The organism is Pseudomonas sp. CGJS7 (assembly GCF_036961695.1).
The window spans coordinates 65,932-90,539 of sequence record NZ_JBAMDI010000012.1; the positions used below are offsets into that span (position 1 = coordinate 65,932).

Annotated in this window: 25 protein-coding genes; 13 read left to right on the forward strand and 12 right to left on the reverse strand. The window is 63.8% G+C overall.

The genetic code is table 11. The features are described from left to right. Positions 1-77 precede the first annotated feature (77 nt). Positions 78-551, forward strand: a complete 474-nt coding sequence (locus tag V7787_RS10155; RefSeq protein ID WP_029380671.1) for an anti-virulence regulator CigR family protein — start codon at positions 78-80, stop codon at positions 549-551. A gap of 81 nt (positions 552-632) precedes the next feature. Here V7787_RS10155 and V7787_RS10160 read toward each other — a convergent pair whose 3' ends face one another. From V7787_RS10160 to V7787_RS10170, 3 genes are all read right to left on the reverse strand, one after another. Beyond that, the gene (locus V7787_RS10160) at positions 633-1,397 is read right to left on the reverse strand and encodes a hypothetical protein (protein WP_064490806.1); all 765 of its coding nucleotides are present in this window, start codon (positions 1,395-1,397) and stop codon (positions 633-635) included. A gap of 64 nt (positions 1,398-1,461) precedes the next feature. Next, positions 1,462-2,739 carry a bifunctional O-acetylhomoserine aminocarboxypropyltransferase/cysteine synthase gene (locus V7787_RS10165; protein ID WP_336087798.1) on the reverse strand — a complete coding sequence of 426 codons (1,278 nt, stop codon included), beginning with the start codon at positions 2,737-2,739 and terminating at the stop codon, positions 1,462-1,464. Positions 2,740-2,821: 82 nt separating this feature from the next. Then, positions 2,822-3,817: a 5'-nucleotidase gene (locus tag V7787_RS10170; RefSeq protein WP_104962043.1), complete on the reverse strand. Its 996-nt coding sequence runs from the start codon at positions 3,815-3,817 to the stop codon at positions 2,822-2,824. 142 nt (positions 3,818-3,959) lie between these two features. On the opposite strand from V7787_RS10170, the gene V7787_RS10175 reads away from it, so the two are divergent. Continuing rightward, complete coding sequence (locus tag V7787_RS10175; RefSeq protein ID WP_064490803.1) at positions 3,960-4,445, forward strand: hypothetical protein; 486 nt, start codon at positions 3,960-3,962, stop codon at positions 4,443-4,445. Between the two features lie 7 nt (positions 4,446-4,452). On the opposite strand, the gene V7787_RS10180 is transcribed toward V7787_RS10175, so the two are convergent. Beyond that, complete coding sequence (locus tag V7787_RS10180; protein ID WP_336087801.1) at positions 4,453-5,448, reverse strand: D-2-hydroxyacid dehydrogenase family protein; 996 nt, start codon at positions 5,446-5,448, stop codon at positions 4,453-4,455. 159 nt (positions 5,449-5,607) lie between these two features. Next, entirely contained in the window at positions 5,608-6,507 is a 900-nt protein-coding gene (locus V7787_RS10185; protein ID WP_336087803.1) for a LysR substrate-binding domain-containing protein, read from the reverse strand. 94 nt (positions 6,508-6,601) lie between these two features. On the opposite strand from V7787_RS10185, the gene V7787_RS10190 reads away from it, so the two are divergent. Continuing rightward, on the forward strand, positions 6,602-7,777 hold the full coding sequence (locus tag V7787_RS10190) for an MFS transporter (protein WP_070095716.1): 1,176 nt from the start codon (positions 6,602-6,604) through the stop codon (positions 7,775-7,777). Between the two features lie 53 nt (positions 7,778-7,830). Here the strand turns inward: V7787_RS10190 and V7787_RS10195 are convergent, their stop codons facing one another. Beyond that, the gene (locus tag V7787_RS10195) at positions 7,831-8,454 is read right to left on the reverse strand and encodes a glutathione S-transferase family protein (protein WP_010953466.1); all 624 of its coding nucleotides are present in this window, start codon (positions 8,452-8,454) and stop codon (positions 7,831-7,833) included. A 198-nt stretch (positions 8,455-8,652) separates the two neighbouring features. On the opposite strand from V7787_RS10195, the gene V7787_RS10200 reads away from it, so the two are divergent. The 4 genes from V7787_RS10200 (at position 8,653) to V7787_RS10215 (ending at position 11,754) form a co-directional block, all read left to right on the forward strand. Further along, entirely contained in the window at positions 8,653-8,955 is a 303-nt protein-coding gene (locus V7787_RS10200; protein WP_020189919.1) for a DUF3077 domain-containing protein, read from the forward strand. A 79-nt stretch (positions 8,956-9,034) separates the two neighbouring features. Beyond that, positions 9,035-9,757: a hypothetical protein gene (locus tag V7787_RS10205; RefSeq protein ID WP_064490798.1), complete on the forward strand. Its 723-nt coding sequence runs from the start codon at positions 9,035-9,037 to the stop codon at positions 9,755-9,757. A 126-nt stretch (positions 9,758-9,883) separates the two neighbouring features. Then, positions 9,884-10,810, forward strand: a complete 927-nt coding sequence (locus V7787_RS10210) for a LysR family transcriptional regulator (RefSeq protein WP_020189917.1) — start codon at positions 9,884-9,886, stop codon at positions 10,808-10,810. Positions 10,811-10,977: 167 nt separating this feature from the next. Continuing rightward, on the forward strand, positions 10,978-11,754 hold the full coding sequence (locus tag V7787_RS10215; protein WP_129931936.1) for an SDR family oxidoreductase: 777 nt from the start codon (positions 10,978-10,980) through the stop codon (positions 11,752-11,754). A gap of 11 nt (positions 11,755-11,765) precedes the next feature. Here V7787_RS10215 and V7787_RS10220 read toward each other — a convergent pair whose 3' ends face one another. Both V7787_RS10220 and V7787_RS10225 read right to left on the reverse strand, forming a co-directional pair. Beyond that, entirely contained in the window at positions 11,766-12,320 is a 555-nt protein-coding gene (locus V7787_RS10220; RefSeq protein WP_041167176.1) for a WYL domain-containing protein, read from the reverse strand. Between the two features lie 211 nt (positions 12,321-12,531). Further along, positions 12,532-13,440, reverse strand: a complete 909-nt coding sequence (locus V7787_RS10225; RefSeq protein ID WP_014591500.1) for a LysR family transcriptional regulator — start codon at positions 13,438-13,440, stop codon at positions 12,532-12,534. Positions 13,441-13,713: 273 nt separating this feature from the next. On the opposite strand from V7787_RS10225, the gene V7787_RS10230 reads away from it, so the two are divergent. Genes V7787_RS10230 through V7787_RS10240 form a run of 3 tightly spaced genes read left to right on the forward strand, consistent with a single transcriptional unit; the run spans position 13,714 to position 17,308 of the window. Further along, positions 13,714-15,018 carry an MFS transporter gene (locus tag V7787_RS10230; RefSeq protein WP_064490797.1) on the forward strand — a complete coding sequence of 435 codons (1,305 nt, stop codon included), beginning with the start codon at positions 13,714-13,716 and terminating at the stop codon, positions 15,016-15,018. A 26-nt stretch (positions 15,019-15,044) separates the two neighbouring features. Further along, positions 15,045-16,286, forward strand: coding sequence for a Zn-dependent hydrolase (locus V7787_RS10235; RefSeq protein ID WP_064490796.1), 1,242 nt, complete (start codon positions 15,045-15,047; stop codon positions 16,284-16,286). Then, positions 16,286-17,308, forward strand: coding sequence for a histone deacetylase family protein (locus tag V7787_RS10240; RefSeq protein WP_064490795.1), 1,023 nt, complete (start codon positions 16,286-16,288; stop codon positions 17,306-17,308). The genes V7787_RS10235 and V7787_RS10240 overlap by 1 nt, the downstream gene beginning before the upstream one ends. Positions 17,309-17,424: 116 nt before the next feature. On the opposite strand, the gene V7787_RS10245 is transcribed toward V7787_RS10240, so the two are convergent. Further along, complete coding sequence (locus tag V7787_RS10245; RefSeq protein ID WP_064490794.1) at positions 17,425-18,849, reverse strand: aminotransferase-like domain-containing protein; 1,425 nt, start codon at positions 18,847-18,849, stop codon at positions 17,425-17,427. A gap of 324 nt (positions 18,850-19,173) precedes the next feature. Here V7787_RS10245 and V7787_RS10250 point away from each other — a divergent pair, with 324 nt between their 5' ends. Then, positions 19,174-20,586, forward strand: coding sequence for an amino acid permease (locus V7787_RS10250; protein ID WP_004575400.1), 1,413 nt, complete (start codon positions 19,174-19,176; stop codon positions 20,584-20,586). Positions 20,587-20,589: 3 nt separating this feature from the next. On the opposite strand, the gene V7787_RS10255 is transcribed toward V7787_RS10250, so the two are convergent. Continuing rightward, positions 20,590-20,769, reverse strand: a complete 180-nt coding sequence (locus V7787_RS10255) for a hypothetical protein (RefSeq protein WP_003250772.1) — start codon at positions 20,767-20,769, stop codon at positions 20,590-20,592. A 114-nt stretch (positions 20,770-20,883) separates the two neighbouring features. Here V7787_RS10255 and tam point away from each other — a divergent pair, with 114 nt between their 5' ends. Beyond that, complete coding sequence (gene tam, locus V7787_RS10260) at positions 20,884-21,660, forward strand: trans-aconitate 2-methyltransferase (RefSeq protein ID WP_003250773.1); 777 nt, start codon at positions 20,884-20,886, stop codon at positions 21,658-21,660. Here tam and V7787_RS10265 read toward each other — a convergent pair. Both V7787_RS10265 and V7787_RS10270 read right to left on the reverse strand, forming a co-directional pair. Next, positions 21,650-22,021: a DUF2784 domain-containing protein gene (locus tag V7787_RS10265; RefSeq protein WP_319901665.1), complete on the reverse strand. Its 372-nt coding sequence runs from the start codon at positions 22,019-22,021 to the stop codon at positions 21,650-21,652. The genes tam and V7787_RS10265 overlap by 11 nt on opposite strands. Before the next feature lie 156 nt (positions 22,022-22,177). Then, positions 22,178-23,047, reverse strand: coding sequence for a LysR substrate-binding domain-containing protein (locus tag V7787_RS10270; protein ID WP_003250776.1), 870 nt, complete (start codon positions 23,045-23,047; stop codon positions 22,178-22,180). A gap of 243 nt (positions 23,048-23,290) precedes the next feature. Here V7787_RS10270 and V7787_RS10275 point away from each other — a divergent pair, with 243 nt between their 5' ends. Further along, positions 23,291-24,607, forward strand: a complete 1,317-nt coding sequence (locus V7787_RS10275) for an MFS transporter (protein ID WP_336087824.1) — start codon at positions 23,291-23,293, stop codon at positions 24,605-24,607. Position 24,608: the final 1 nt, after the last annotated feature.

Below are 24,608 nucleotides of genomic sequence, written 5' to 3' on the forward strand. Positions count from 1 at the left end.
GCTGAGGCTGTTGCAAGTGAAGCAGGCGTGCGCACCGTCTATAGTGTGGGGCAACCTCTCGCGCAAAGGATGCTCACATGGCCAGATCAACAATCATGACAGCCATTGTCACCTCATTGGCGGTGGCCTTGGCCTCTGGCCCGGTGCTCGCCGACCCGGGTAATGGCAAAGGCCAGGGCCAAGGTCAGGGGCACGGCAAGGGTCAGGCGCCGCACGCCCAGGGCCAGGGTAATTCGGGCGGCCACAAGCAGAGTGCCGGCGGCAATGACTGGCACGGCGGCCCGTCCATCGACCGTGGCGATGTATTGGGCATCCTCGGAGGTCACCGCAACTACTGGAGCCCGGGCCCGGCATTGCCTCCAGGCATTCAGAAGAACCTGGCCCGCGGCAAGCCCCTACCACCTGGTATCGCCAAGAAACTGGATGGCCGTCTGCTGGGGCAGTTGCCTCACTATGACGGGTATGAGTGGATGCAGGCAGGCGCAGACCTGATACTGGTCGCCGTGGCGACCGGGATCATCTATGAGGTGTTGAACGGGGCGTTCGACTAAGGCCGCAGGTGCGAGCAGTCCGCCCGGTCCCTGCAGGCGCTGGCTTGCCTGCGATGGGCTGCGCAGCAGCCCAACCGCCTATCAACGCCGCCGTAACACTGCGGCCAGCCCAAGGGTCAGCACCACAGCGCACAGCATGGCCAGCCCGATGGTCACGCCAACGCCCCACGTTTCCAGCAGCCCCGCCAAGACCAGATAGAACGCAATCACCCCCACTGCGCCGATCGCATTCCCCCGCACCATCGCCGCCATCCCGGCTCGCCCGCCCTGCACATGGGCGAACACTACCAGCGGCCAGGCAATCACCGGAATCGGCGCCAGCATCCCGCTGGTCGCCGGGCCCAGCCAACTGGCCAGGCTGGTGGTGATCATCAGCAGGGAAGTGGCAGATACCATGCGCAACGGGATTTCCCAGTGCCGGTGCCGGGGGCGGGCCAAGGTATCAGGTTTGGGCTCGCGGCCGCTGGCGCGGATCAGCACGCCGATCAGCACCAACGCCACTGCAATCGACAGGTACAGGTTGCCCCAGTGGGTAAAGGCATAGGCGGCCAGGCCATAGAACAGCAACGCCAGCAGTACGGCCACGGCGATGCCGAGTGTGCGCGTGGCCAGCAGGTAGACGGTGTAGGTGGCCTGCACCGCCGCCAGGCCGCCCAGTGCGCCGGGCAATGCGCCCAGGGCAAAGGCCGTGCCCTGTTCCAGGCACAGGAAGGTCATCACCAGCGCCGAGGTGATCGGCAGGCCGGACAGCAATCCGCCTAACAGGCCGCCCCAGCGCCGGGAGGCGAGGGAGATGGCCCACATCAGTAGGGGTGTGATGGTGAGTTTCAGGTAAAACAGGGTCATTGCGGGTGCATCCAGGCTTGATGAAGGTGCGCCCGCCTTCGACATTGGGTAGGGCGCGGGTGAATCAGCCGCGGCTGGCCTCCAAGGCCTGGGCCAGGTCGGCGATGATGTCGTCACTGTGTTCGATGCCGATCGACAGGCGCACCATGTCCCGCGGCACGCCGGCCTTCTCCAGTTCCTCGTCGTTGAGCTGACGGTGGGTAGTGGAAGCGGGGTGGCAGGCCAGTGACTTGGCGTCGCCGATGTTCACCAGGCGTACCACCAACTGCAACGCGTCGATGAAGCGCGCGCCAGCCGCCTGGCCACCCTTGATGCCGAACGACAGGATCGATGCCGGCTTGCCGCCGGTGTAGCGCTTGGCCAGTTCATGTTCGGGGTGGTCGGGCAGCCCGGCAAACTTCACCCAGGCCACTTGCTCGTGGGCTTGCAGGTAATGGGCGACCTTTAGCGCGTTCTCGGTATGGCGCTCCATGCGCAGGGCCAGGGTTTCCAGGCCTTGCAGGATCAGGAAGGCGTTGAACGGCGACAGCGCGGCGCCGGTGTTGCGCAAGGGCACCACACGGCAGCGGCCGATGAAGGCGGCAGGCCCGAAGGCTTCGGTGTAGGTGACGCCGTGGTAGGACGGGTCGGGGGTGTTGAGCAGGGCGAAGCGTTCCTTGTTTTCGGCCCAGGGGAATTTGCCGGAGTCGATGACGATGCCGCCGATGCTGGTGCCGTGACCGCCGATGTACTTGGTCAGCGAGTGCACGACGATGTCGGCGCCGTGCTCGAACGGCCGGCACAGCACCGGGGTGGCCACGGTATTGTCGACGATCAGCGGCACCCCGTGGCGGTGGGCGGCCTCGGCCAGCGCAGCGATATCAACGATATTGCCGGCGGGATTGCCGATGGACTCGCAGAATACCGCTTTGGTACGCGCATCGATCAGCGCTTCGAGGGCGGCGATATCGTCATGGGCCGCGAAGCGGGTGTGGATACCCATGCGTGGCAGGGTGTGCGCCAGCAGGTTGTAGGTGCCGCCGTACAGCTTGGCCACCGAGACGATATTGTCGCCGGCTTCGGCGACGGTCTGGATGGCGTAGGTGATAGCCGCCATGCCCGAGGCTACGGCCAGCGCGCCAACCCCGCCTTCCAGGCCGGCCATGCGCTGCTCGAGCACGTCGTTGGTGGGGTTCATGATGCGTGAGTAGATGTTGCCGGCAACCTTCAGGTCAAACAGGTCGGCGCCGTGCTGGGTGTCGTCGAAGGCGAAGGAGGTGGTCTGGTAGATCGGTACGGCCACCGCCTTGGTGGTCGGGTCGGGGCTGAAGCCCGCATGGATGGCAAGCGTTTCCAGCTTCATGCAATCGTTCCTTGAGCGTGGGTGGAAGCGTTCGAGCATGCGGCGGCGAGCGCGCATGGGTCAAGGGTGTCGCTCTGGCGGATTACGGTTCGCGTGACAATTCGCTGATCGGCAGTTGATCCTGCTTCACGTCGGGTGCCTGAGGCGAGCGCACTCTGTTCGCCACCCCAAACGGTACATGCACCATCGGCAGGTTTCCCGCTGGCGATTGCAGGTGTGTGCGCTGGTCGTCGAAAAACACATGCGGCTTCAATATCGACAACACCCTGGGCTTATCCATGCCGCCTAGGAAAAAGCACTCATCCGGGGATACGCCCCAATCCTTCAAGGTCGTCACCACCCGCTCATGCGAAGGCGCGTTGCGCGCCGTGACGATGGCAATGCGCAGAATCCGCTGGTACGTCGGGTCCTCGGCCAGCTTGCGGTCCTCCAGCATGCGTATCCGCGAAAGCTTGCGGTAAAGGTCTGCCAGTGGCCCCGGCGAATGCGGGGTGCCCTTGTGCATGCGCTCGTGTTCCTGAAAGTCGTCCAGGTTGTCGTTGCGCTTGTAAACACTCTCTGCCTCGTCGTCGGCAATCACGCCATCGAAGTCGAAGGCCACCCGCAGCTCAGTGTCGATTTCATCATCGTAGATGCGCGTAGGCAGCACACGTCCGGCAGGGTAGTTGGCGTCGATGGCCTTTTGCACATCTTCCTCGTTGGCGCTGAGAAACAGCGAGGCATTGAACGCCGGGATGTATTCGTAGGGCGAGCGGCCCGACATGAATGCCGCGCGGGTGATGTCCAGCTGATAGTGGCTGATGGAGCGGAACACCCGCAGGCCGGTTTCCGGCGAGTTGCGCGAGAGCAGCACCACTTCCACCGGCAACTGGTCGGGGAACGCCTTGTTGATGCTCAGGAAGCGGCGAATGAACGGGAGCGCCACACCCCTGGGGAACGGCTCGTCCAGGTTCTGTTCCTGGTGCTGGCGGTAAGCCTCGACACCTTGTGTCTGGTAGATGTCATCGGAAACGGAGAGGTCGAACAGCGCACTCGAGGCAACGCCGATGACCAGTTTTTCTTCAATGGGGTAAGGCATGCAGCGGCTCCTGCGAGTGGCATGAAGGCAAGTGTACGCGCACGTTCTGACGAAAGCCGTCAATTGCGCGACTGATCAGTGGATCCGGTAGTGTCATTTTGATAGCTTCTCGCCCCTTACCGCAGTATCCGGACAGTGATTGATGAACCAGCTACATGAACACGGCACCCTGACTCCGCTTGCCGAGGCGAATGGGAACACGATGCACGAAAGCCACCTTGAGGCAGACGCGTCGGCCCAGCAGGCCACCGAGCACGAAGCACTGCTGGCCAGTATCGAGGGGCTGAACAAAAAGCTCGTGGCAACTACCCTGGCCCGTGTGCAGAAGGAAGGGGCGATCCACAAGCGTCTTGAGCAGTGCCAGCAGCAACTGGCCGCCAGCAATCAGGCTCGGGAAGGGATGTCCATCACGGTGACCACGGCGCTGAAGAAGCTCGCGCTGGCAGCGAGCACCCAGGCAGACCGCGTGGACAGTGTGGAGGCGCGCTTGACCCGCCTGGCTGAGCGCCAATGTGAATGCACGTCGCAGTCAGCAGCCGGTTGGCCCGCGTATCTGGAGCGTCATGCCGTGTCGTTGGTTGCCTTGGCCGTGGCTGTGTTTACGCTGGGGCTGCATTTGCTCGGATAGTGCAACTTCAAGGCTGCGCCGGGTTCAAGCGTTGAATTGCCAAAGCTTGAGGGTTGGCGACGTTCTTCGGCACCCCGTCGAAAAACGCCAGCACATTGTCGAAGGCGTCACCGAAGTACAGCTCGTAGCCGTTCTTCTCCACATACCCCAAGTGGGGCGTGCTGAGTACCCGTGGGTGGCGCAGCAGTGGATGGGCCGGGTCGAGTAACGGCTCTTCCTCATAAACATCCACCGCCGCGTAGCTCGGCCGCCCGGCATCCAATGCCTGCAGTAATGCGCCTGGTGCAATCAGCTCCGCGCGGCTGACGTTCACCAGCAAGGCGTCGGGCTTCATATGGGACAGGTCGTCGAAGGTCACCCCATGGCGTGTCTGATCCGAAAGGCGCAGGTTCAGGCTGACAATATCCGCCTCGGCAAAAAACGCCTCACGCGAGGCGGCAGCAGCGTGGCCATCGGCTTTGGCTGCGGCGCGGCTGTTGTCGCTGCCCCACACCAGCACGGGCATGTCGAAGGCCTGCGCATAACGCGCCAGGCGCTGGCCGATCTTGCCATAGCCCCAGATGCCCAGCGTCTGCCCGGCCAGCGCCTGGCCCAGGTTGACCTGCCATTGGCCTTGGCGGAAGGCATCAATGGCCGGCAGCAGTTGTCGGCGGGCATTGAGGATCAGCGCCCAGGCCAGTTCGGCAGGCGCTACCGGCGATCCGCGCCCCTCGGTCACGGCAATGCCGCGCGCGGTGCAGGCAGCCAGGTCGAGGTGGCTGGACACCTTGCCGGTCTGGCTGATCAGCTTGAGGTTGGGCAGGCGGTCGAGCAAGGCGGCGTCGATGCGTGTGCGTTCGCGGGTGAGTACCAGGGCGTCGGCATCGGCAAAACGTGCGGCAAGTTGTTCCAGCGTGGCAGGCGGGTGCTCATGAAGGACGCTGACAGCATGCCCGCTCAGCTTGCCGAAGCAATCGAGCGTACGGATTACATCTTGGTAGTCGTCGGGAATGACAATGCGCATGGTGGTCTGGCCCGGGCGGTACAGGGAAGCGTCGAAGATAACCTAACGGGGGGGATCGGTGTCAGATCAGGCTGCAGTCGCTGCACATCAGCACCGGCTCTGCCGCCCAGTGATGCAACCGCCATGCGTTGGCGGCCCTGTCGCGACACGAGGCCGGCCCTACTGGCCACCAGATAGCTGCTCCACCAGAAAATCCACAAACACCCGCACCCGCGCCGGCATCGCCGGGCCGCCGACGAACACCGCATGAATCGGTTCCCGATCACCCGGGTTGTAAGCCTCCAGCAACGGCACCAGTTGCCCGTTGGCCAGGTCATCGGCCACGGTAAAGGTGCCGATACGCGCCACGCCGGCGCCCAGCCTGGCCAGCTGTGCCAGTGCCTCGCCGCTGCTGCATTCGATATTCCCTTTAACCTTCAGTGAGAACGTATGCCCGTCGCGGTAAAACGGCCAGTCGGGCATCGCGCGGCGGAAATTGAAGCGCAGGCAGTTGTGCCTGGCAAGGTCTTCAGGTTCAAGCGGGGTACCGTAGCGTTGCAGGTATTCTGGCGAGGCCACCACTACCTGGCCGGTCTCGCCAATGGCGCGAGCGCTCAACGAGCTGTCCGGCAGGTGACCGAAGCGCAGCGCCACGTCGGCCTGGCCGCCAAGAATGTCGGCCACCTCGTCGCTGAGGGTCAGGTCAACCAGCACTTGCGGGTAGCGTGCGCTGAAGGCCGCCAGCAGCGGCACTACGGTCAACCGGGCATGGCCCAGCGCAGCGCTGACCCGCAAGCGCCCGCGTGGCACGCCTTGGTCAGTGATGGCTTCTTCCACTTCGAGCATGTCCGCCAGCACCCGCCGTGCGCCGCGCAGGTAGGCCTCTCCCTCGGGGGTGAGGGTGAGCGCCCGGGTCGTGCGCAGCAGCAGGCGGGTACCCAGGCGCTGTTCGGTGCGGGCGAGAATGCGGCTGACCGCCGAGGGCGTCAGGCCTAGCGCTCGGGCGGCAGCAGACAGGCTGCCCGCTTGCGCCACCTTGGCAAAAATCTCCATCTCGCCCGATCTGCCACTGAAGTCCATTTGTGCCTCTCAAGCAAAGGTGGTTCGCAAAAATGCAGTCTAGTGCGCATTTTAAACGGATCGTAGCATTTGCGGCATAGATAAGGAGCTTGCCATGCGTATCAATCCACCGCTTGTCGCACTCGCCATCGGTGCCTTCGGCATCGGCGTTACAGAGTTCGCCCCCATGGGCATGTTGCCCAGTATCGCTACCGACCTTGGCGTTTCCATTCCTGCTGCCGGGCTGCTGGTCAGTGCCTATGCCATTGGCGTGCTGATCGGCGCGCCGCTGATGACCCTGGCCACGGTGAAGATCCCGCGCCGTTACCTGTTGATCGGGCTGATGGCCATTTTCACCTTGGGCAACCTGATGTCGGCCCTGGCCAGCGACTACGCCAGCCTGCTGGTCGCCCGCGTGGTCACTTCACTCAACCACGGCGCCTTTTTTGGCATCGGCTCGATCGTCGCGGCCAGTGTGGTGCCGCCGGCGAAGCGCGCCGGGGCCGTGGCTGCAATGTTCATGGGTTTGACCCTGGCCACCATCGGCGGCGTGCCGTTGGCGACCTGGTTGGGTGAAATGCTGGGTTGGCGCACGGCGTTCTGGGGTATTGCCGGGCTTGGCCTGGTGGCGATGACCACACTCTGGTACGCACTGCCCAATGTTGCGTCGCCCAAGGGCGAGGGTGCCATGGCCGAGATCCGTGTGCTGGGCCGCAGGCCGGTACTGGCGGCCTTGTTGCTGACCGTGGTGGGCTCCAGCGCCATGTTCACGGTGTTCACCTACATTGCGCCGATCCTGCAGCATGAAGCGGCGGCGTCCACCCCCTTCGTGACGGCGATGCTGGTGCTGTTCGGTGTCGGCCTGACCTTGGGCAACGTATGGGGCGGCAAGGCGGCGGACCGCTCGATCGATCGCACCCTGCTCCTGTCACTGGCTGGGCTGATTGCCGTGCTGCTGGTGTTTCCGCTGGTACTGGACTGGCCGCTGCCGACCGCCTTGGCGATCCTGGTCTGGGGTGCGGCCAGCTTTGCCCTGGTGCCGCCGCTGCAAATGCGGGTCATGGAAGCGGCCAAGGATGCGCCCAACCTGGCCTCGGCGGTGAACATTGGCGCGTTCAACCTGGGCAATGCGATCGGTGCGGCGCTGGGCGGCGCGGTGATCAACGCGGGGCTGGGCTACCCGGCGATTTCCCTGGCGGGGGCTGCGATGGCGACGCTGGGGCTGGTACTGGTGCTGCTGTTTGCCTGGCGTGGGCGAGGGGGGCTAGCCGGGCGGCAGGTTGCGGTGTAACAGGTCGGAACCTTGGGGCGCCTTGCGCCCCTCGATACACTTCCTTGCGGGTACTACGGGGTACCGTTTCGGCCATGCAAGTGATAGGCAGGGCGCTCGCTCAGGCGCTCGTAATAATCGCGCACCGCGGGCAGGTGCGGGTGCTCGAACGGCGTTTCGAACCAGCGGTTGACCGACAGGCCGATCGGGATGTCGGCCAGGGTGAACTGGCTGCCGGCCACATAGGCACCGGTGCTGGCCAGCTGGCGGTCGAGGATGCGCATGTAGCGTGACCACTCGGCACAACCGGCAGCCAGTGCTTGCGGGTCCTGGTGAGCGGGCGAATGCCTGACCAGCGACATGAACGCGTAGCTCCAGGAGCGGTTCAGGTCCGAGGCCTGCCAGTCGATCCACTGGTCGATCCGCGCCCGCGCCTGGGCCTCGCCGGGATAGAACGCGGTGGCGCCGTAGCGGCTGGCCAGGTAACGGATGATGCTATTGGATTCCCACAGGGTGAAGTCGCCGTCCTGGATCACCGGAATCATGGCGTTGGGGTTCAGCGCGAGGAACTCGGTGCTGTCAGTGGCCTTGAAGCCAGAACCCCAGTCTTCGCGCTCGAACGCGATCTCGAATTCGGCGCAGGCCCACAGGACTTTTCGCACATTGATGGAAGAGGCTCTTCCCAGTATCCGCAGCATGGTGTTCGTCCTTGTGTGGGGGAGGTTGATCGTCCGCCACTGCCGGGGGCGGGTCAAGGGGGCTGAGCGGTGGCTTGGCGCTCCCTGTGCAGGGTTCTTGTAGTCCATTTCCTAAAGTGACCCTTTCCACCCCTTTGTCATTGTAATGGGGTAGGCAGCGGCCTAGCCTCGGCAAGCGCCTAACCTTGAGGAATGGACATGGACAGCGAAACGCCGAAAAACAGCAGCAAGCCCTATGTCGTGCAAGCCGCGAGCCGCTTTGGCAACAGCGATGCCGAACTGGTGCAAATGAAACCGCAACTGCCAATACGCACCGCACTGATGGAAGCTTCGGGCATCATGGGCTGCATCACCGAAATTACCCGCAAGGCCATCGACAGGCCTGAAGACCGCCAGGTGATGATGAAGGCCACGTACTACCTGGCCGGGATGGCCAAGTCACTGATCGACGGCCAGCTGCTGCAGATGCGTCAGGCGCGCGAAGGCGGGGGCGAAGCCTAGCCAGGCTTGCCTGGGGGGCGCGAACTTGGCACCCTTGGGCGGTTTTAATCGTCTGTAACACGACTGAAGGAAGCATGCATTGAGCTGGGACAAGGTGGGGAAGCTACTCGTCGCCGTGCTGATCGGCCTGATGGTCCTGTTGGCCGCCTACGCGTTGCTCAGGGGCAATCCGCGCCTTGAGGCGTCACTGACCTATGCCTACCTCACTTACCCCAGCCAGTTCAGCGAGCGGATCAGCAAGGCCAGCGAGCAGCTCAAGTACGAGCAGTTGCAGGGGCGAATCAACGGTATCGTTCAAGGCCAGCTGGCCCATGATCAGGTCGAGCGGCTCATCGAAATGGCACAGGCCCCTTATGCCCAGCTGTTCGCCAAGCCTTTCGAGGCCGGGCTGGTGGACCACCGTACCGGCCTGCTGATCGAACTGCACAACAGTGGTGATGCGCAGGTCCGGCAGGTGAAAGTCCGCCTGCCAGCCAAGGGCCTGGTGCAGGTGCGCGATGCTGCCGGCAACGACACGCTGCTGGAAACCGCCATCGCCCAGGTTGATATCCCGGTCATCGAGCCAGGTGGCACCTGCAAGGTGTGGGTGTATTTCGATGCCGACTACTCGCAGATCCGCCATGGCGGGGTCAGTATCAGCCACGCCGACGGTGAGGCCCATGTGCAGGTGTACCGCGAGGTCATCGGTTTTCCGGCCATGGTAGCCCGTTACAGCCGTGAGCTGATGATACTGCTTGGCATACTGGCGGCCAGTGTACTGGCCTTGGCCTATGCCTGCCTGGCACGTCGTGCGCCGCGGTAAAACAGCCTGCAGAAAGGTGCGTGCATTCGTTCTGCAATCAAGGGTCATTTGCGCAAAACTCAACACGCCCCCGCAGACGACGCTCTATAGTGCTCGGCATGACGAAACCCCTGCCGAGCCTGCCTGATGATCCCTTCTCTGGACGCCATTTTTTCTCGCCTGCGCCTTCGCCAGTTGCGCTTGCTGATCGAGCTGGACCGCTGTGGCTCGCTGCATAAGGCAGCTGAAGCCATGGCCATTTCCCAGCCCGGTGCCACCAAGGCCCTGCGCGAGGTCGAGGAGGTGCTGGGCGTACCGTTGTTCCAGCGAATGCCCAGCGGCCTGGTTGCCAACGACGTGGGCCGCTGCGTGGTGCGCTACGCGCGGCTGATCCACAGCGACCTGGGGCATCTGCGCGAAGAGGTGTTGGGCATCGTCCAAGGCCAGGGCGGGCGGCTGGCGGTGGGCAGTATCATGGGGGCTATGCCCACACTGGTCAGCGCCCTCGGGCGCTTGCGCCGCAAACAGCCGCAGCTGGCAGTGGAAATCGCCGAGAATACCAGCGCCAACCTGCTCGCCCAGCTGGACGAAGGGCGCCTGGACCTGGCCATCTGCCGGCCAGGGCTGGGCCGTAACGCGGCGGAATATGGCTTTGTCGAACTGGCCCAGGAGCCGTTGGCGGTGGTCGCGCATCCGCAGCATCCGCTGGCCGGGGCGGCGGCACTCAAGATCAGCGACCTTAGCCATTATCGCTGGGTGGTTTATCCGGCCAACATGCCCATGCGCCAAGCGCTGGAACGCGAGTTGAGCGAGGCGGGGGTGGAGGTGTCACGGTATCCACTGGAGACCTTTTCCACCTTCGCCACCTTCATGCTGCTTGAAGATGACCCGACGTTGGTGGCAGTCATTCCCCGTGCGGTGGCGGCCTTTGCCGAGCAGCGCGGGTTGCTGGTGTCGCTTGCGGTGCCGCTACGGGCGCTGAGCGAGCCGTTCGGCATCGTGCACCGGGTCGCGGCGCCGTTATCGCCTGCGGCACGATTGCTGGTGGAGGAACTGACGGCGGGTGAAGTGTGACGGTCCCCATTGATTTCCAGTCCGTTGCCGAAGCGCTGGCAGGGATAAGCGGCGGTTATCGGTGGATCAGTTCTTTTCATTATCGGTGGCCCTGTCCCGTCCTCTAAATTGCCCCGGCAGCGCCTGTCAGTCACCCTGTCACCCTGATTGCATCAAGGAGCAAACCAATGGATCTAGGCATCACCGGCCGCTGGGCCATCGTCTGCGCGGCCAGCCAAGGCCTTGGCAAAGGCTGCGCCGAAGCGCTGGGCAAAGAAGGCGTCAACCTGGTCATCAATGCCCGTACCCAAGCCACCCTGGAGCAGACCGCCAGCGAGTTGCGCAGGGCCTGCCCGGGCATCGAGGTCCATACCGTGGCAGGCGATGTTGCCGATCCCAAGGTGCGCCAGGCGCTGTTGGCGGCCTGCCCGCAGGTCGACATTCTGGTCAACAACGCCGGTGGCCCGCCACCGGGGGACTTCCGTGATTGGGGGCGTGATGACTGGCTGAAGGCGCTGGACGCCAACATGCTCACGCCCATCGAGCTGATCAAGGCGGTGGTAGATGGCATGGCCGAGCGTGGTTTTGGCCGGGTGGTGAATATCACCTCCGGCGCGGTGAAGGCACCGATCGACATGCTGGGTTTATCCAACGGTGCCCGCAGTGGCCTGACCGGATTCATTGCCGGCCTGGCCCGGCAGCAGCGCCTGGCGGGCCGCAATGTGACACTCAACAACCTGTTGCCTGGGGCGTTCGACACGGCGCGCCTGCAAAAGACCTTGAAGGCTGCGGGTGGTGATGTGGAAGTCACTGCCCAGGCGCGGCGCAAGGCCATTCCGGCGTCGCGTTTTGGCGATGCCGCGGAGTTTGGCGCGTATTGCGCATTTCTGTGCAGCGCGCATGCCGGGTACATCACCGGGCAGAACCTGCTGATCGATGGCGGGGCGTATCCGGGAACCTACTGACGCCGTTGGCGCTATTGCTTGCAGCCGCCTTCGCCCTCATGCAGCGCCAGGCTCTGGCGCAATTGTTCAATCATGGCCGCACGCAGCGCCTGCGGCGCCTGGATGCGGATCGACCCCGCCTGGGACAGCAGCCAGCCCATCAGCGCGCGGTTGTCGTCGACGGTGGCCACCAGCGCTGCGCCGCCGCCAGCCTGCGGCGTCAGTTGCATATCGACGGACAGGGGGGATTGCTCCAGGCGGCGGGCCAGCGCGTCATCGACCCAGGCATACAGTACGACGTGTGTCGGTGGGGCAAGTGCGTCGGGTTGCAGCTGCTGCGCTTCGCCCAGGCTCAAGCCCGGTTGCCAGTACCAGCCATAAGGCATGCCTTTACTGTTGCACTGTAGGGGGAACAGTGCGGCGAGCTCGACCAGGTCGCGCTCGACCGTGCGTTTGCTGGTGGTATGGCCCACGGTTGTCAGGGCAGCCTGCAACTGGGTGGAGCTCATTCCCGGGTGGCGGCCGGGCAGCAACTTGAGCAGTTGCCACTGGCGGGCGATGGTGTGGCGGGTCGGGTGGCTGGGCAAAGGCTCGTCCTTGAAGGCAGGCACCGAGCCTGCCTGGGTAGTGGCGTTTAGCTATTGCCTAGCATACCCCGTCACAAGATGGGATCCAAGTTGTGGCGTAAGGCCTCGGTCAAGTGGTCCGCCGCCAAGTCAACGACGAGCGTGTCGTTGTGGTAGTGGTAATCAGTTGGCAAGCGCGAATGCTGAGCGGTCTATCGAGCGGCTCAGCGCGTCAGGTGATGACCCGCTGCAACGCCTCGATAAACATCTCCTCCGCCCGGCTGAATCGCTGCTCTCTGTTCCACAGCAGGTGAATGTCCACATCGGCAATCCCTTCGTGCGGCGACAGCTTCCAAAGCAAGCCCGCGTCAACATCCGGTGCCACCACATGTTCGGGCAGGCAGCCGATGCCAAACCCGGCAATCACCAGTCGGCGCACTTCTTCAAGGCTTGGCGATGACGCCACTATGCGCCCGGCAAACCCTTGTTGGTCGCGGAAAATGGTCAGCGGCGACAACATGCCGCCAATTTGGTCGCTGGTGAAACTGACAAAGTTCTCCCGCTGTAAATCGCCTTCGGCCTGGCCGAACAAGGCATGGTGCTTGCCACAGAAGAATGCATATCGTTGGCGCAGAAACAGCCGCTGCTCCAGCCGTGGCTGTGCACGCCGGTTGAGGCTGAGGCCCGCTGTAGCGGTTTTCTCCTGTAGGGCGGCGACGATATCGGAGCTGCGCATCACGTCGATTTCCAGCTCGACCCTTGGGTGCTGGCGATGGAAGTTGGCCAGGAAGTCATCGAAACGTTCGCTGACGATGCGACTGATCATCAGCAGGCGCACTTTACCCACCAGCTCGTCCGCCGGTTGCTCCAGCAAGCCGCCGATCTGCGACATCTGCCCGTACACCTCGCCAGCCAGCTGGAACAGCTGCTCGCCCATTTCTGTCAATACGAAGCGCGGTCCGCGACGGGCAATGAGCTGGCGGCCAAGCTGCTCTTCAAGGCGTTTGAGCGCCTGACTCACTGCCGGCTGGGTGAGGTGCAGGCGGGCGGCGGCACGGCTGATGGACAGCTCCTGGCCGATGACCCGGAAGGTGCGCAGCAGGTTCCAGTCGAGGCGGTCGTTGAGCAAGCGGTCAGGCATGGCAGGGCTCGATGATAAGCATGGCTAATAGTGCGCATAATAAATAGAAAATTGACTAATCATAGCCTCCGGCCGATAAATCGCAGTCATCGAAACCTGTTGCATCGACGTTGCCCCTCTTCGCGGGTGAATCCCCGCCTGCAGTGATCGCGCAGACGCTGTGGAAGCGGGTTGTCCCGCTGAAAAGGCACCATCGAGTCAACAGGCCAAGCGCCAGCAGAGCGCCCCGTGACCCTTGCAACTCCTGCCAGAACAACAAGCAAAGGAGCCCCCATGAAGCCGACCGCTTCCGCTCAACCGCGTCGTGCCGCCGCCGCCGCATTCATCGGCACCATGATCGAGTGGTACGATTTCTACATCTACGCCACCGCCGCCGCGCTCGTCTTCGGTGCCTTGTTCTTCCCCTCCGACGACAGCCTGTTCAGCACCATGGCCGCGTTCGGTACCTTCGCCGTGGGCTTCTTCGCCCGGCCGCTTGGCGGCATCATCTTCGGTCACGTGGGCGACCGTATCGGTCGCAAGAAGTCGTTGGTCATCACCCTGCTGATGATGGGCATCGTCACTGTCTGCATCGGCCTGCTGCCGACTTACGCACAAATCGGCGCGGCCGCGCCGGTGCTGTTGATCCTGCTGCGCATCGTCCAGGGGATTGCCGTGGGCGGCGAGTGGGGCGGGGCGGTACTGATGGCCGGCGAGCATGCGCCCAAGGGCCGCCGCAACTTCTTCGCGTCGTTCGCCCAGTTGGGTAGCCCGGCGGGCCTTATCCTGTCGCTGCTGGCGTTTGGTGCGGTCACCCGTCTGCCTGAAGAGGCGCTGATGAGCTGGGGCTGGCGCGTGCCGTTCCTGGCCAGCGCACTGCTGCTACTGGTGGGGCTGGCTATTCGCCTGGGCGTGAATGAGTCGCCCGAGTTCATGGCCAGCCGCGAGCAGGCAGAAAAGGCCAGGTGCAAGGAGCAGGCTCCGGCCCTCGAGGTGCTGCGCACCGCCTGGCGCCCGCTGTTGCTGTGTATCGGCGCCAATACCCTGGGCATTGCCGGGGTCTACTTCACCAATACCTTCATGATCAGTTACACCACCCAGCAATTGCACCTGGAGCGCTCGTTGATTCTGGAATGCCTGTTCTTCGTGGCGATCATCCAGTTCTGTGTGCAGCCCCTGGCGGCCTGGCTGTCGGAGAAGATCGGTGCAACTCGCTTCCTGGCCCTGGTCGCCTTGCTGGCGATGGCCTCGCCCTACCCGATGTTTGTGCTGGTGAGCTCGGGCCACGGGCCCCTGATTGTGCTAGGCATCGCCTTGGCCGCTGCCTGCATGGCCTCTTTCTACGCGGTGATCGCCGGCTACGTCAGTGGCATGTTCGAAACCCGCGTGCGCTACACCGCCATTTCCCTGGCTTACCAGATCTGCGGCGCCCTTGCCGGCGGCCTGACCCCGCTGATCGGCACCTGGTTGGCCCACACCTTTAGTGGCCAGTGGTGGCCGATGGCAGTGTTCTACACCTTCATCGCCACCCTTTCGCTGGTCTGCGTGCTTGCCCTGGCGCGCCAGTACGCCCGTAGCCAGCACCTGGAACTGGCCTGATCCGATTGACTCTGGAGTACCCGCACATGTTGAAAAGCAATGGCGAACGCCTGTGGGCGAGCCTGATAGCCATGGCCGAAATCGGCGCCACCGCCCGCGGCGGTAGCTGCCGCCTGGCGCTCAGCGACGAGGACAAGGCGGGCCGTGAACTGTTCAGCCACTGGTGCCGCGAAGCCGGCCTGACGCTGACGGTGGATGCCATAGGCAACCTGTTCGCCCGTCGTCCAGGTAGTGACCCGAATGCCGCACCGGTAATGATGGGCAGCCATCTCGACACTCAGCCCGAAGGCGGTCGTTTCGACGGTGTCTATGGCGTGCTGGCCGGGCTTGAAGTGGTGCGCCGCCTCAACGAGCTGAACATCCACACTCGCAAGCCGCTGGAAATTGCCGTGTGGACGAACGAGGAGGGCGCGCGCTTCACGCCGGCCATGTTTGGCTCGGCAGTGTTCACCGGCAGCCTCGCGCTGGCCGAAGCGCTGGCTATCCGCGATGCCGATGGCCTCAGCGTCGCCGACGAACTGCAGCGAACGGGCTTCGCCGGCCAGCGCCCTTTAGGTGGCCCGGTGGATGCCTATTTCGAAGCGCATATTGAGCAAGGTCCGATCCTTGAAGACAACGCCAAGGCCATTGGTGTCGTCAGCGGCGGGCAAGCGATTCGCTGGCTGGACGTCACGGTCGAAGGCATGGCGGCTCACGCGGGTACGACACCGATGCCCCTGCGCAAGGATGCCCTGTATGGCGCGGCGCGGATGATCCAGGCGGTCGAGCAGTTGGCAGCGGACTTCGCACCCGAAGGGCTGACCACTGTGGGCGAGTTGTCGATTGCCAAGTCCTCGCGCAACACCATTCCTGGCCTGCTGCGCTTTACGGTCGACTTGCGCCACCACTGCGATGAAGCCATCGAAGCCATGGAGCGCGACCTGAGCCTGAAGCTGCAAACCATTGCCAGCCAGCGCGGCCTGCAGGTACGCATCGAACGCCACTGGGTCAGCCCGGCCACGCCGTTCGACCCTGCATGTGTGGCTGCCGTGCAGCAGGCGGTGGACGAACTGGGCTACGCCCAGCAATCAATCGTCAGCGGTGCCGGTCACGATGCCATCCTGCTGGCCCGATACTGCCCGACGGCCATGGTGTTCATCCCCTGCGTCGGCGGCCTGAGCCACAACGAAGCCGAAGACGTATTACCCGACGATGCCCGACAGGGTGCCGATGTGCTGCTGAACGCCGTGTTGGCCCGTGCGGGCCGTGTCGAACAAGGAGAAGGCTGATGCGTTGCTACTTCCACCCCGAACAACTGCTGCACCACCCACGCAGTTACTACTCGCGCGGCGCCATGCGCACCCCGCAGGAAGTCCCCGAGCGCGCCCAGCGCCTGCTGAAGGCGGCCAAAGACCTGGGTTTCGACATCCGCCAGCCCGACGATGCCGGCCTTGAACCGCTAAAGGCCGTGCATGGTGAGGCCTACCTGGCCTTTCTCGAAGAGGCCCATGCACGTTGGAAAGAAGTGCCCGAAGACTGGGGTGACGAGGTCATGTCCAACATTTTCGTGCGTGAGCCCAACGCTCTTCGCGGCATCCTCGCCCAGGCCGGCCGCTACCTGGCAGACGGTAGCTGCCCGGTGGGCGAACACACCTGGCACTCGGCCTATTGGTCGGCGCAAAGCGCGGTTGCAGCGGCCAAGGCCATCCTCGACGGGGAGCCCGCCGCCTATGCCTTGTGCCGACCACCGGGGCACCATGCGCGGTTCGATGCCGCTGGCGGCTTCTGCTACATCAACAACGCCGCCGTGGCCGCCCAGGCCCTGCGCAGCCGCTACAACCGTGTAGCGATCCTCGATACCGACATGCACCATGGACAAGGAATTCAGGAGATCTTCTACGATCGCCGTGATGTGCTGTATGTGTCGACCCATGGCGACCCGACCAACTTCTACCCGGGCGTGGCCGGGTTCGCGGACGAGCGTGGCAGGGGGGAGGGGGAGGGTTACAACCTCAACCTGCCGATGGCGCATGGGGCGAGCGAGGCGGACTTCATGGGGCAGCTGGAGGTTGCGCTGGCTGCAGTGACGGACTTTCGTGCCGAGGTACTGGTGCTGTCGCTGGGGTTCGATATCTACGAACTGGACCCGCAGAGCAAGGTGGCTGTGACCACTGAAGGGTTCGCTGCGTTGGGTGAGCGAATTCGGGCGTTGCGCTTGCCTTGCCTGATTGTCCAGGAGGGGGGCTATCACCTGGAGAGCCTGGAGGTGAATGCGCAGGCGTTCTTTGCTGAACAGGCGGACTGGCGATAAGTGCCAGAGGCCGGCATCGGTGGTTTGGCTGCCGGCCTTTTCGCGTGTGAACCCATTCCCATGGGCGCTTTGCAGCTTTCGAGTTTTTGCCCGCCATCGATAGGGGTCGACACCCCCTACATCCCACCCCGTCGCACGTGCTTCACCAACACCTTCTCCAACAACTCCCACATCGCCGGGTCCGTACTGAACGCCACGTTGAACCGCATCCACCCGGTCGCCTTGGCGTCGACCATGAACAACTGCCCAGGGCCTAGCATGATGCCTTTCTCCAGCGCATCGTCCAGCAACGCGGCACTGTCGGGAATCGCCGGGTGGCGGGTCCAGATGTACATGCCTTCATCCGATTCGGTGAACAGTTCGAAGCCCAATCGATGCAGATGCCGGCCAACTTCCTGATGCGCCTCGGCCAGGCGCTGGCGCAGGCGCTTGAGGTGCTTGCGCCAGCGCCCGTCGATGATCGCCGCATACACCACGCGCTCCATCACCTGTGAGGTGGTCAGGCCTGAGCGCATCTTCAGGTGCAGCAGTTTTTGCATCAGCTCGGGGTTGGCCAGCATGTAGCCGACCCGCACGTTGGGCGAAATGCTCTTGGAATAGCTGCCCACGTACACCACCTGCTGCAGATGGTCGAGGCTGGCCAGGCATGGCTGCGGCTCGGCGACCATGTCGGCGTACAGGTTGTTCTCCACCAGGCGGAAGCCATGCTGGCTGGCAAGCTGCAGCAGGCGGTGCAACTGCGGCAGCGGGGTGCGCGAGCACGTCGGGCTGTGCAGGTGCGGCTGGGTGAAGAACGCCGTCGGGCGGTGCTGGGTGAGCAGTTGCTCCAGCTGGTTCAGGTCGTAGCCGGCCGGTGTACGTGGCACGCCTACCAGGGTTGCGCCTTGGGTGCGCAGGATGCTCATGAGGTTCGGGTAGCCGGGGTCGTCCACCAGCACCACATCGCCTGGGCGCACCAGTGTGCGTGCGGCCAGGTCCAGCGCCTGGCTGGCGCCGTGGGTGAGCATCAGCTGTGCCGGGTTGGCGACGATCGACAGCTCTTGTTGCAGGTTCTGGGCGGTCAGCGCACGCAGCTCCATCAAGCCCATGGGGTCGCCGTACCCCGACAACTCCAGCGGGCTGCCGGCCACCTGGCGCAGGCCGCGGCGCAGGCCGTCTTCGTACATCCAGTCGTTGGGCAGCCAGCCGCACCCCGGTTTGTACGGCAACTGGCGGATTTCGAAAATCTGCTGCAGGTACCACTCGGAGTTGAACGTTGGTCGACTGGTGTCGGCCTCGGTGTTGTGCTGCTCCAGCAGTTCGCCCGCCGCACGGTTGACGAAGAACCCCGCATTGCCACGGCTCACCAGCAGCCCTTGGGCGACCAGGCGGTCGTAGGCCTCGACCACGGTGAAGGTACTCACCGAATAGCTTGCGGCAAAGGCGCGAATCGACGGGACCTTGGCGCCTGGCTTGAGGGTTTGGTTGTCGATCAGCTCGCGCAGCCCATCGATGATCTGGTTGACCAGCGGGGTTGAGGAGTCTGGATGTAATTCGAACATTCGGGGCCTTCAGGGTGCGTATCGCCTGGCGTCTGCAGGGTGTACTGCATGGGCGACCTATACAGTGCAGTGCGAGATTCATGCCACTGTGCATGGCTCTCTGCGTCGGACATTTTTACATTAGGTGTCGGATATCGCCACATAAAGCATGTTCAGTTCGCCTCAGGCAGTCGCCCTGGGGCGCGTCAGCAGGCCGCCATGGAAGGCCTGCGTGTGTAATTCACACCATCCTGCCCGCATTAGCACTGATGTACAGGTGAAATCGCCAGCCATCGGGGTTTCACAGTTTTCCTTGGATAAAAAGAAGCACGGGGTACACAACTGATGGACGCAACATCCACAACCACCACCGCGAAAAGCGGGCACGAGAGCAAGCTCAGTGCCTCGCTGAAGTCGCGCCACCTGACGATGATGTCGATCGCCGGGGTTATTGGCGGCGCCTTGTTCGTCGGTTCCGGCAGCGTGATCCACAGTGCCGGCCCAGCCGCTGTCCTGGCCTACCTGGCAGGCGGCATCCTGGTGGTGCTGATCATGCGCATGCTGGGTGAAATGGCGACTTCCTCGCCTGACACCGGCTCGTTCTCAACCTACGCCGACCGCGCCATTGGCCGTTGGGCCGGTTTCACCATCGGCTGGCTGTACTGGTGGTACTGGGTCATTCTCATGGCCTGGGAAGCCTATGTGGCGGGCAAGATCCTGCATGGCTTCTTCCCCGACGTCAGCGTCAACGTGTTCGTGCTGGCCACGACCCTGTTGCTGATCACCGTCAACTTCTTCAACGTCAAGCACTACGGTGAGTTCGAGTTCTGGTTCGCCTTGATCAAGGTGATTGCGATCGTCTGCTTCCTGATCGTGTGTACCGCTGCCGTGATGAACATCTGGCAGTTCGGTGAAGTGCGCGGCATCAGCCACCTCACCGCCGAAGGCTTCATGCCCAATGGCATCACCACTGTGATCGGTGCCTTGCTCGGGGTGATGTTCGCCTTCCTCGGCGCCGAAATCGTCACCATCGCCGCTTCCGAAGCCAAAGACCCGGCTGCGCAGATCGTCAAGGCGACCAACTCGGTGGTCTGGCGTGTGTGCCTGTTCTACGTCGGCTCGATCTTCCTGATCGTCTGCCTGGTACCGTGGAACGACCCGCACCTGGGTGTTTCTGGCTATGGCGCCTATCGCCGTACCCTGGAACTGCTGGGCGTGCCGTATGCCGAGCTGCTGATGAACTTCGTGGTGTTGACTTCGGTGAGCAGCTGCCTGATCTCGGGCCACTACACCGCTTCGCGCATGCTGTTCTCCCTGGCCCAGCGTGGCGATGCGCCGTCGTTCTTCAAGATCACCCGCGCCGGTACCGGTGTACCGGTGTACGCGATCATGGGCTCGTGCGCCGTGGCCGTGGTGTGTGCATTGATCAACTTCAGCGAGACCCTGCGCCCGAAAGACGTGCTGGACACCCTGATGAACACCACCGGCATGATCGCCCTGCTGGTGTACCTGGTCATCGCCTTCTCGCAGCTGCGCATGCGCCGCAAGCTGATTGCCGAGGGCAAGGAAGTACGCCTGAAGATGTGGCTGTTCCCGTGGCTGACCTACCTGGTGATCGCGTTCATCGTGGCTGCCCTGGTCACCATGGCCTTCATGCCTGACTACCAGATTCTGGTCATTTCCACCGGTATCGCTGCGGCGGTCGTGGTGGCGATGGGTGTGGTGCACCAGATCCGCTCTGGCAGCAAACAGCACTAAGCGTCACTCGCGTCTGGAAACGGCCGGCTCCCTTGGGGACCCGGCCGTTTCGCGTTGTTGGGCCTGGGCTTTTTCTGCAGGCATGTGGAAACGCTGGTTCATCCACGGTGAACCGAGCAGGGCGGCCGCAGCGATCAGGGCCAGGATGGCGAGGGCGATGTAGGTCTTCAAGGGCGTGCGCATGGAAGGACTGACTTCAAGCAGAGGTGATCAGTTCCGGGGTAATCCGTTCGCAACCGTCCCGCCGGGCGACAGATGGCATATGCTAGGCACATTGTCCGCCCAAAGGAGCCGCACATGGCCTGGTCCGCCAACCAGTATTCCCTGTTCGAAGACGAACGCACACGCGCCGTACGCGACCTGATTGCCGCCATCCCGCCACGGCCGGTGCGCCACGCCACCGACCTGGGGTGCGGCCCCGGTAACTCGACCGAAGTGCTGCTGCAACGTTACCCCGATGCCCAGGTGACGGCGCTGGACAGCGACCCGGACATGATCGACAAGGCCCGTGAGCGCAAGCGGCTGTGCATCCCGCGTGTGCGCACGGTCATTGCCGACATTGCCGGCTGGGCTGCCCCCGAGCCGCAGGACCTGATCCTGGCCAATGCCTCGCTGCAATGGGTACCTGACCACGCCTTGCTGTATCCGCACCTGGTGCGCCAGCTCAGCGAAGGCGCCAGCCTGGCCGTGCAGACCCCGGACAACCTCGACGAGCCGGCCCACCGGCAGTTGCGCGAGATCGCAAGCCAAGGCCCCTGGGCGGCGAAATTCGCCGACTTGCAGCTGCCGCCACGTCACAACGCGGCGTTCTACTACGACTTGCTCAGCCCGCTGTGCGCACGGGTGGATGTGTGGCGCACCACCTATCATCACCCGTTGATGGGGGGCGCCGAAGCGGTAGTGGAATGGTTCAAGGGCTCGGCGTTGCGGCCTTATCTGGCCAGGCTTGATGAGCAGGAGCAGGCCGACTTCCTGCAGATGTACCTTCAGGCCATGCAGCGCGATTATCCGCCGGCCTCTGATGGCAAGGTCCTGTTGCCCTTCCCGCGGTTGTTCGTGATCGCTACCCGCTAGGGCGGCGCCAGCGCCAGGCCACGTAGCTGTAGATGCCGAGGTTCAGCGCCAGCACGAGGCTGCCCAGCAGCAGCTGGATCTGCGGGGTCAGGCCGGCGGGGTAGATCAGTGGCCAGACGTAGTGCTCGACGAAGCTGCCCTGGTAACCGGCGTCACCGGCGGCATTGCGCATGCGGTTTTCCCAGGTGGTCAGCGGGCAGCCCAGGTGAAGGCACTCCACCGCCAGGCCCCAGGCCAGGGCCGGCAAGTGCAGCAACAGGGCAGGGCGCCAGCGCAGCACCAGCAGCCCGCCGAACAGCACCAGCAGGATGAAGGCCAGGTGCAGCAGCACCAGGGTGTCGGCGGCAAGGCGGTAGAGCATGGGTGGGGTGCCCACGGATAGAGGTTATCCCAGCATAGTTGGGTGGCCTGATCTGGCCCTTCGCGGTCTCGCCCGCTCCCGCAGCATCACCACAGGTTCCGGATGCTGCGTAGGATCTGTGGGAGCGGGCGAGCCCGCGAAGGGGCCAGCACAGGCCTACACCCCTTCCTCGACCATCTGCAGGAAAGTCGCCACCACCCGGCGTGTACGCTGCTCGCTCAGGCACACCAGGGTCTCGGTCAAATGCCGCTGGCAATCGACAATCGGCAACGCACACACCCGCGCATCGGCACCGAACTCCGCCGCCGACACCACACCCACACCAATCCCTACCACCACCGCTTCACGCGCCGCTTCCCGGCCCTCCACCTGGATCGCTGCGCGTATCCGCAGGCCGGCACGTTGCATCTCTTCTTCCAGCGTTTGCCGCGTTACCGAGCCGGGCTCGCGCAGCACCAGTGGCGTGTCGTCCAGGTCGGCCAGGCTGATCGAGCCACGGCTGGCCCATGGGTGGTGGTGGGAAACGAACGCCACCATCGGGTCACGACGCAGCGGCAGGCAATGCAGGCGCTCATCGTCGACATCCCGCCCCAGCAGGGCCAGGTCGGCCTGATAGCTGAACAGCCGCGCCAGCGATTCGTCGGTATTGCCCGTTTCGATCTTCACCTGGATACCCGGATAACGCTGGCAGAAGCGGGCGATCTGCGGCAGCACGTGCACCGGCGCATCCACTGCCAGCACCAGGCTGCCGGTGTGCAGCGCACGCGAGTCGTGCAGCAGCTCTTGTGCCTCGGCCTCGCAGGCGAACAGGCGCTGGCTGATGCCCAGTAGCCGCTCGCCAAGGTCGGTGAGTTGCACCGAGCGTTTGTTGCGGTGGAACAGCAATACGCCGAAGCGCTCCTCCAGTTTGCGCACCTGATCGGACACCGCAGGCTGGGTAAGAAACAGCCTTTCAGCGGCGCGGGTAAAGCTGCCGTGTACGGCCACCGCGTGGAAAGCCTTGAGTTGAGCGTGGGAAACCGACATGACGACCTCAGTAACAAGCTGGGCTTATGTGTGTAATACGATAAATCGATTTTATTTATCTTACAGCAACTGTTTCCATGGATTTCAGCCCGACGCTGGCACCACGAATGCCGCCAGGGCCATGGCGCTCACACGGCGCCACCTGACCCGATGACAGCTTCGTCATCGCTGTGCGTAACACAAGAACAAGACAGGCGTTTCTTCACATTCTGCCGGCACACTTGAGCAAGAGGTCAGACTTACATGAATCAATCCCTAGCCGCGTTCAAACGCTGGCGCATCCAGATTTTCGCCATCACCTGGCTGGCTTACGCCGCCTTCTACTTCACCCGCAAAGCCTTCTCGGTGGCCAAACTAGGCATCGCCGAAGACCCAGGCTTCATGCTCGACAAGGCCGCCATGGCCAACCTGGATGCCATCTACCTGGCCGCCTATGCCGTGGGCCAATTCACCTGGGGCATGCTTGCCGACCGCTTCGGCCCGCGCGTGGTCGTGCTGGGCGGGTTGCTGATTTCTGCGGCGGCGGCAGTGGTGATGGGCAGTTACGCAACCTTCCCGATCTTCGCCACCTGCATGCTGGTACAGGGCCTGGCGCAATCCACCGGCTGGGCCGGCTTGTGCAAGAACATCGGCAGCTTCTTCCCGGCTTCGCAGCGCGGGCGGGTGCTGGGCCTGTGGAGTTCCTGCTATGCCTTCGGCGGCCTGGTGGCCTCGCCGTTCGCGGGCTGGTGGGCCTACACCCTGGTGGGCACCTGGCATGCGGCGTTCTTCTCCAGCGCGGCAGTGGTGGCGCTGGTGGCGGTGCTGTTCTTCTTCCTGCAGCGCAACAAACCCGAGGACGTCGGCTTGCCGGCGGTTGAGCCCGAGCCGCAAAGCATGGCCCCGGCCGACAACCTGTGCAGCGTGTGGGCACCCCTGCGGGAAATCTTGCGCAACCGCACGGTGTTGACCCTGGGCCTGGCGTATTTCCTGCTGAAGCCGGCGCGCTACGCCATCTTGCTGTGGGGCCCTGTGATCGTCTTCGAGCAGATGCCCTCGGTGGGCAAAGTGGGCGCGGCAATCATCCCGACTGCTTTCGAACTGGCCGGGCTGCTTGGCCCGATCATGATCGGCCTGGCCTCCGACAAACTGTTTGGCGCCCGGCGCATGCCGGCCTGCGTGATCAGCCTGGTGCTGCTGACCGTGACACTGGCGGCGTTCATGGCGGCCATGCACACCGGCAGCGTGCTGCTGGTGGTGGCCTTGCTGTTCGTCATGGGCCTGACCCTGTACGGGCCGGACTCGATGATCAGCGGCGCTGCAGCCATCGACTTCGGCACCGCCAAGGCCGGCGCCACCGCAGCAGGTTTCGTCAACGGCTGTGGCTCGGTGGGCGCGGTGCTGGGTGGGCTGCTGCCGGGTTACTTCGACGGCGTCACGGTGTTCATCGTGTTCGCGGGCTGTGCGCTGTTCTCGGCGCTGGTGTTGCTGCCGCACTGGAACAGCCGCCCGGCCAGAAACGCGCAATGCACCGACGTGGCACCGAACACCAGCATGGCAATCAAGCCACTGCGTACTTAAA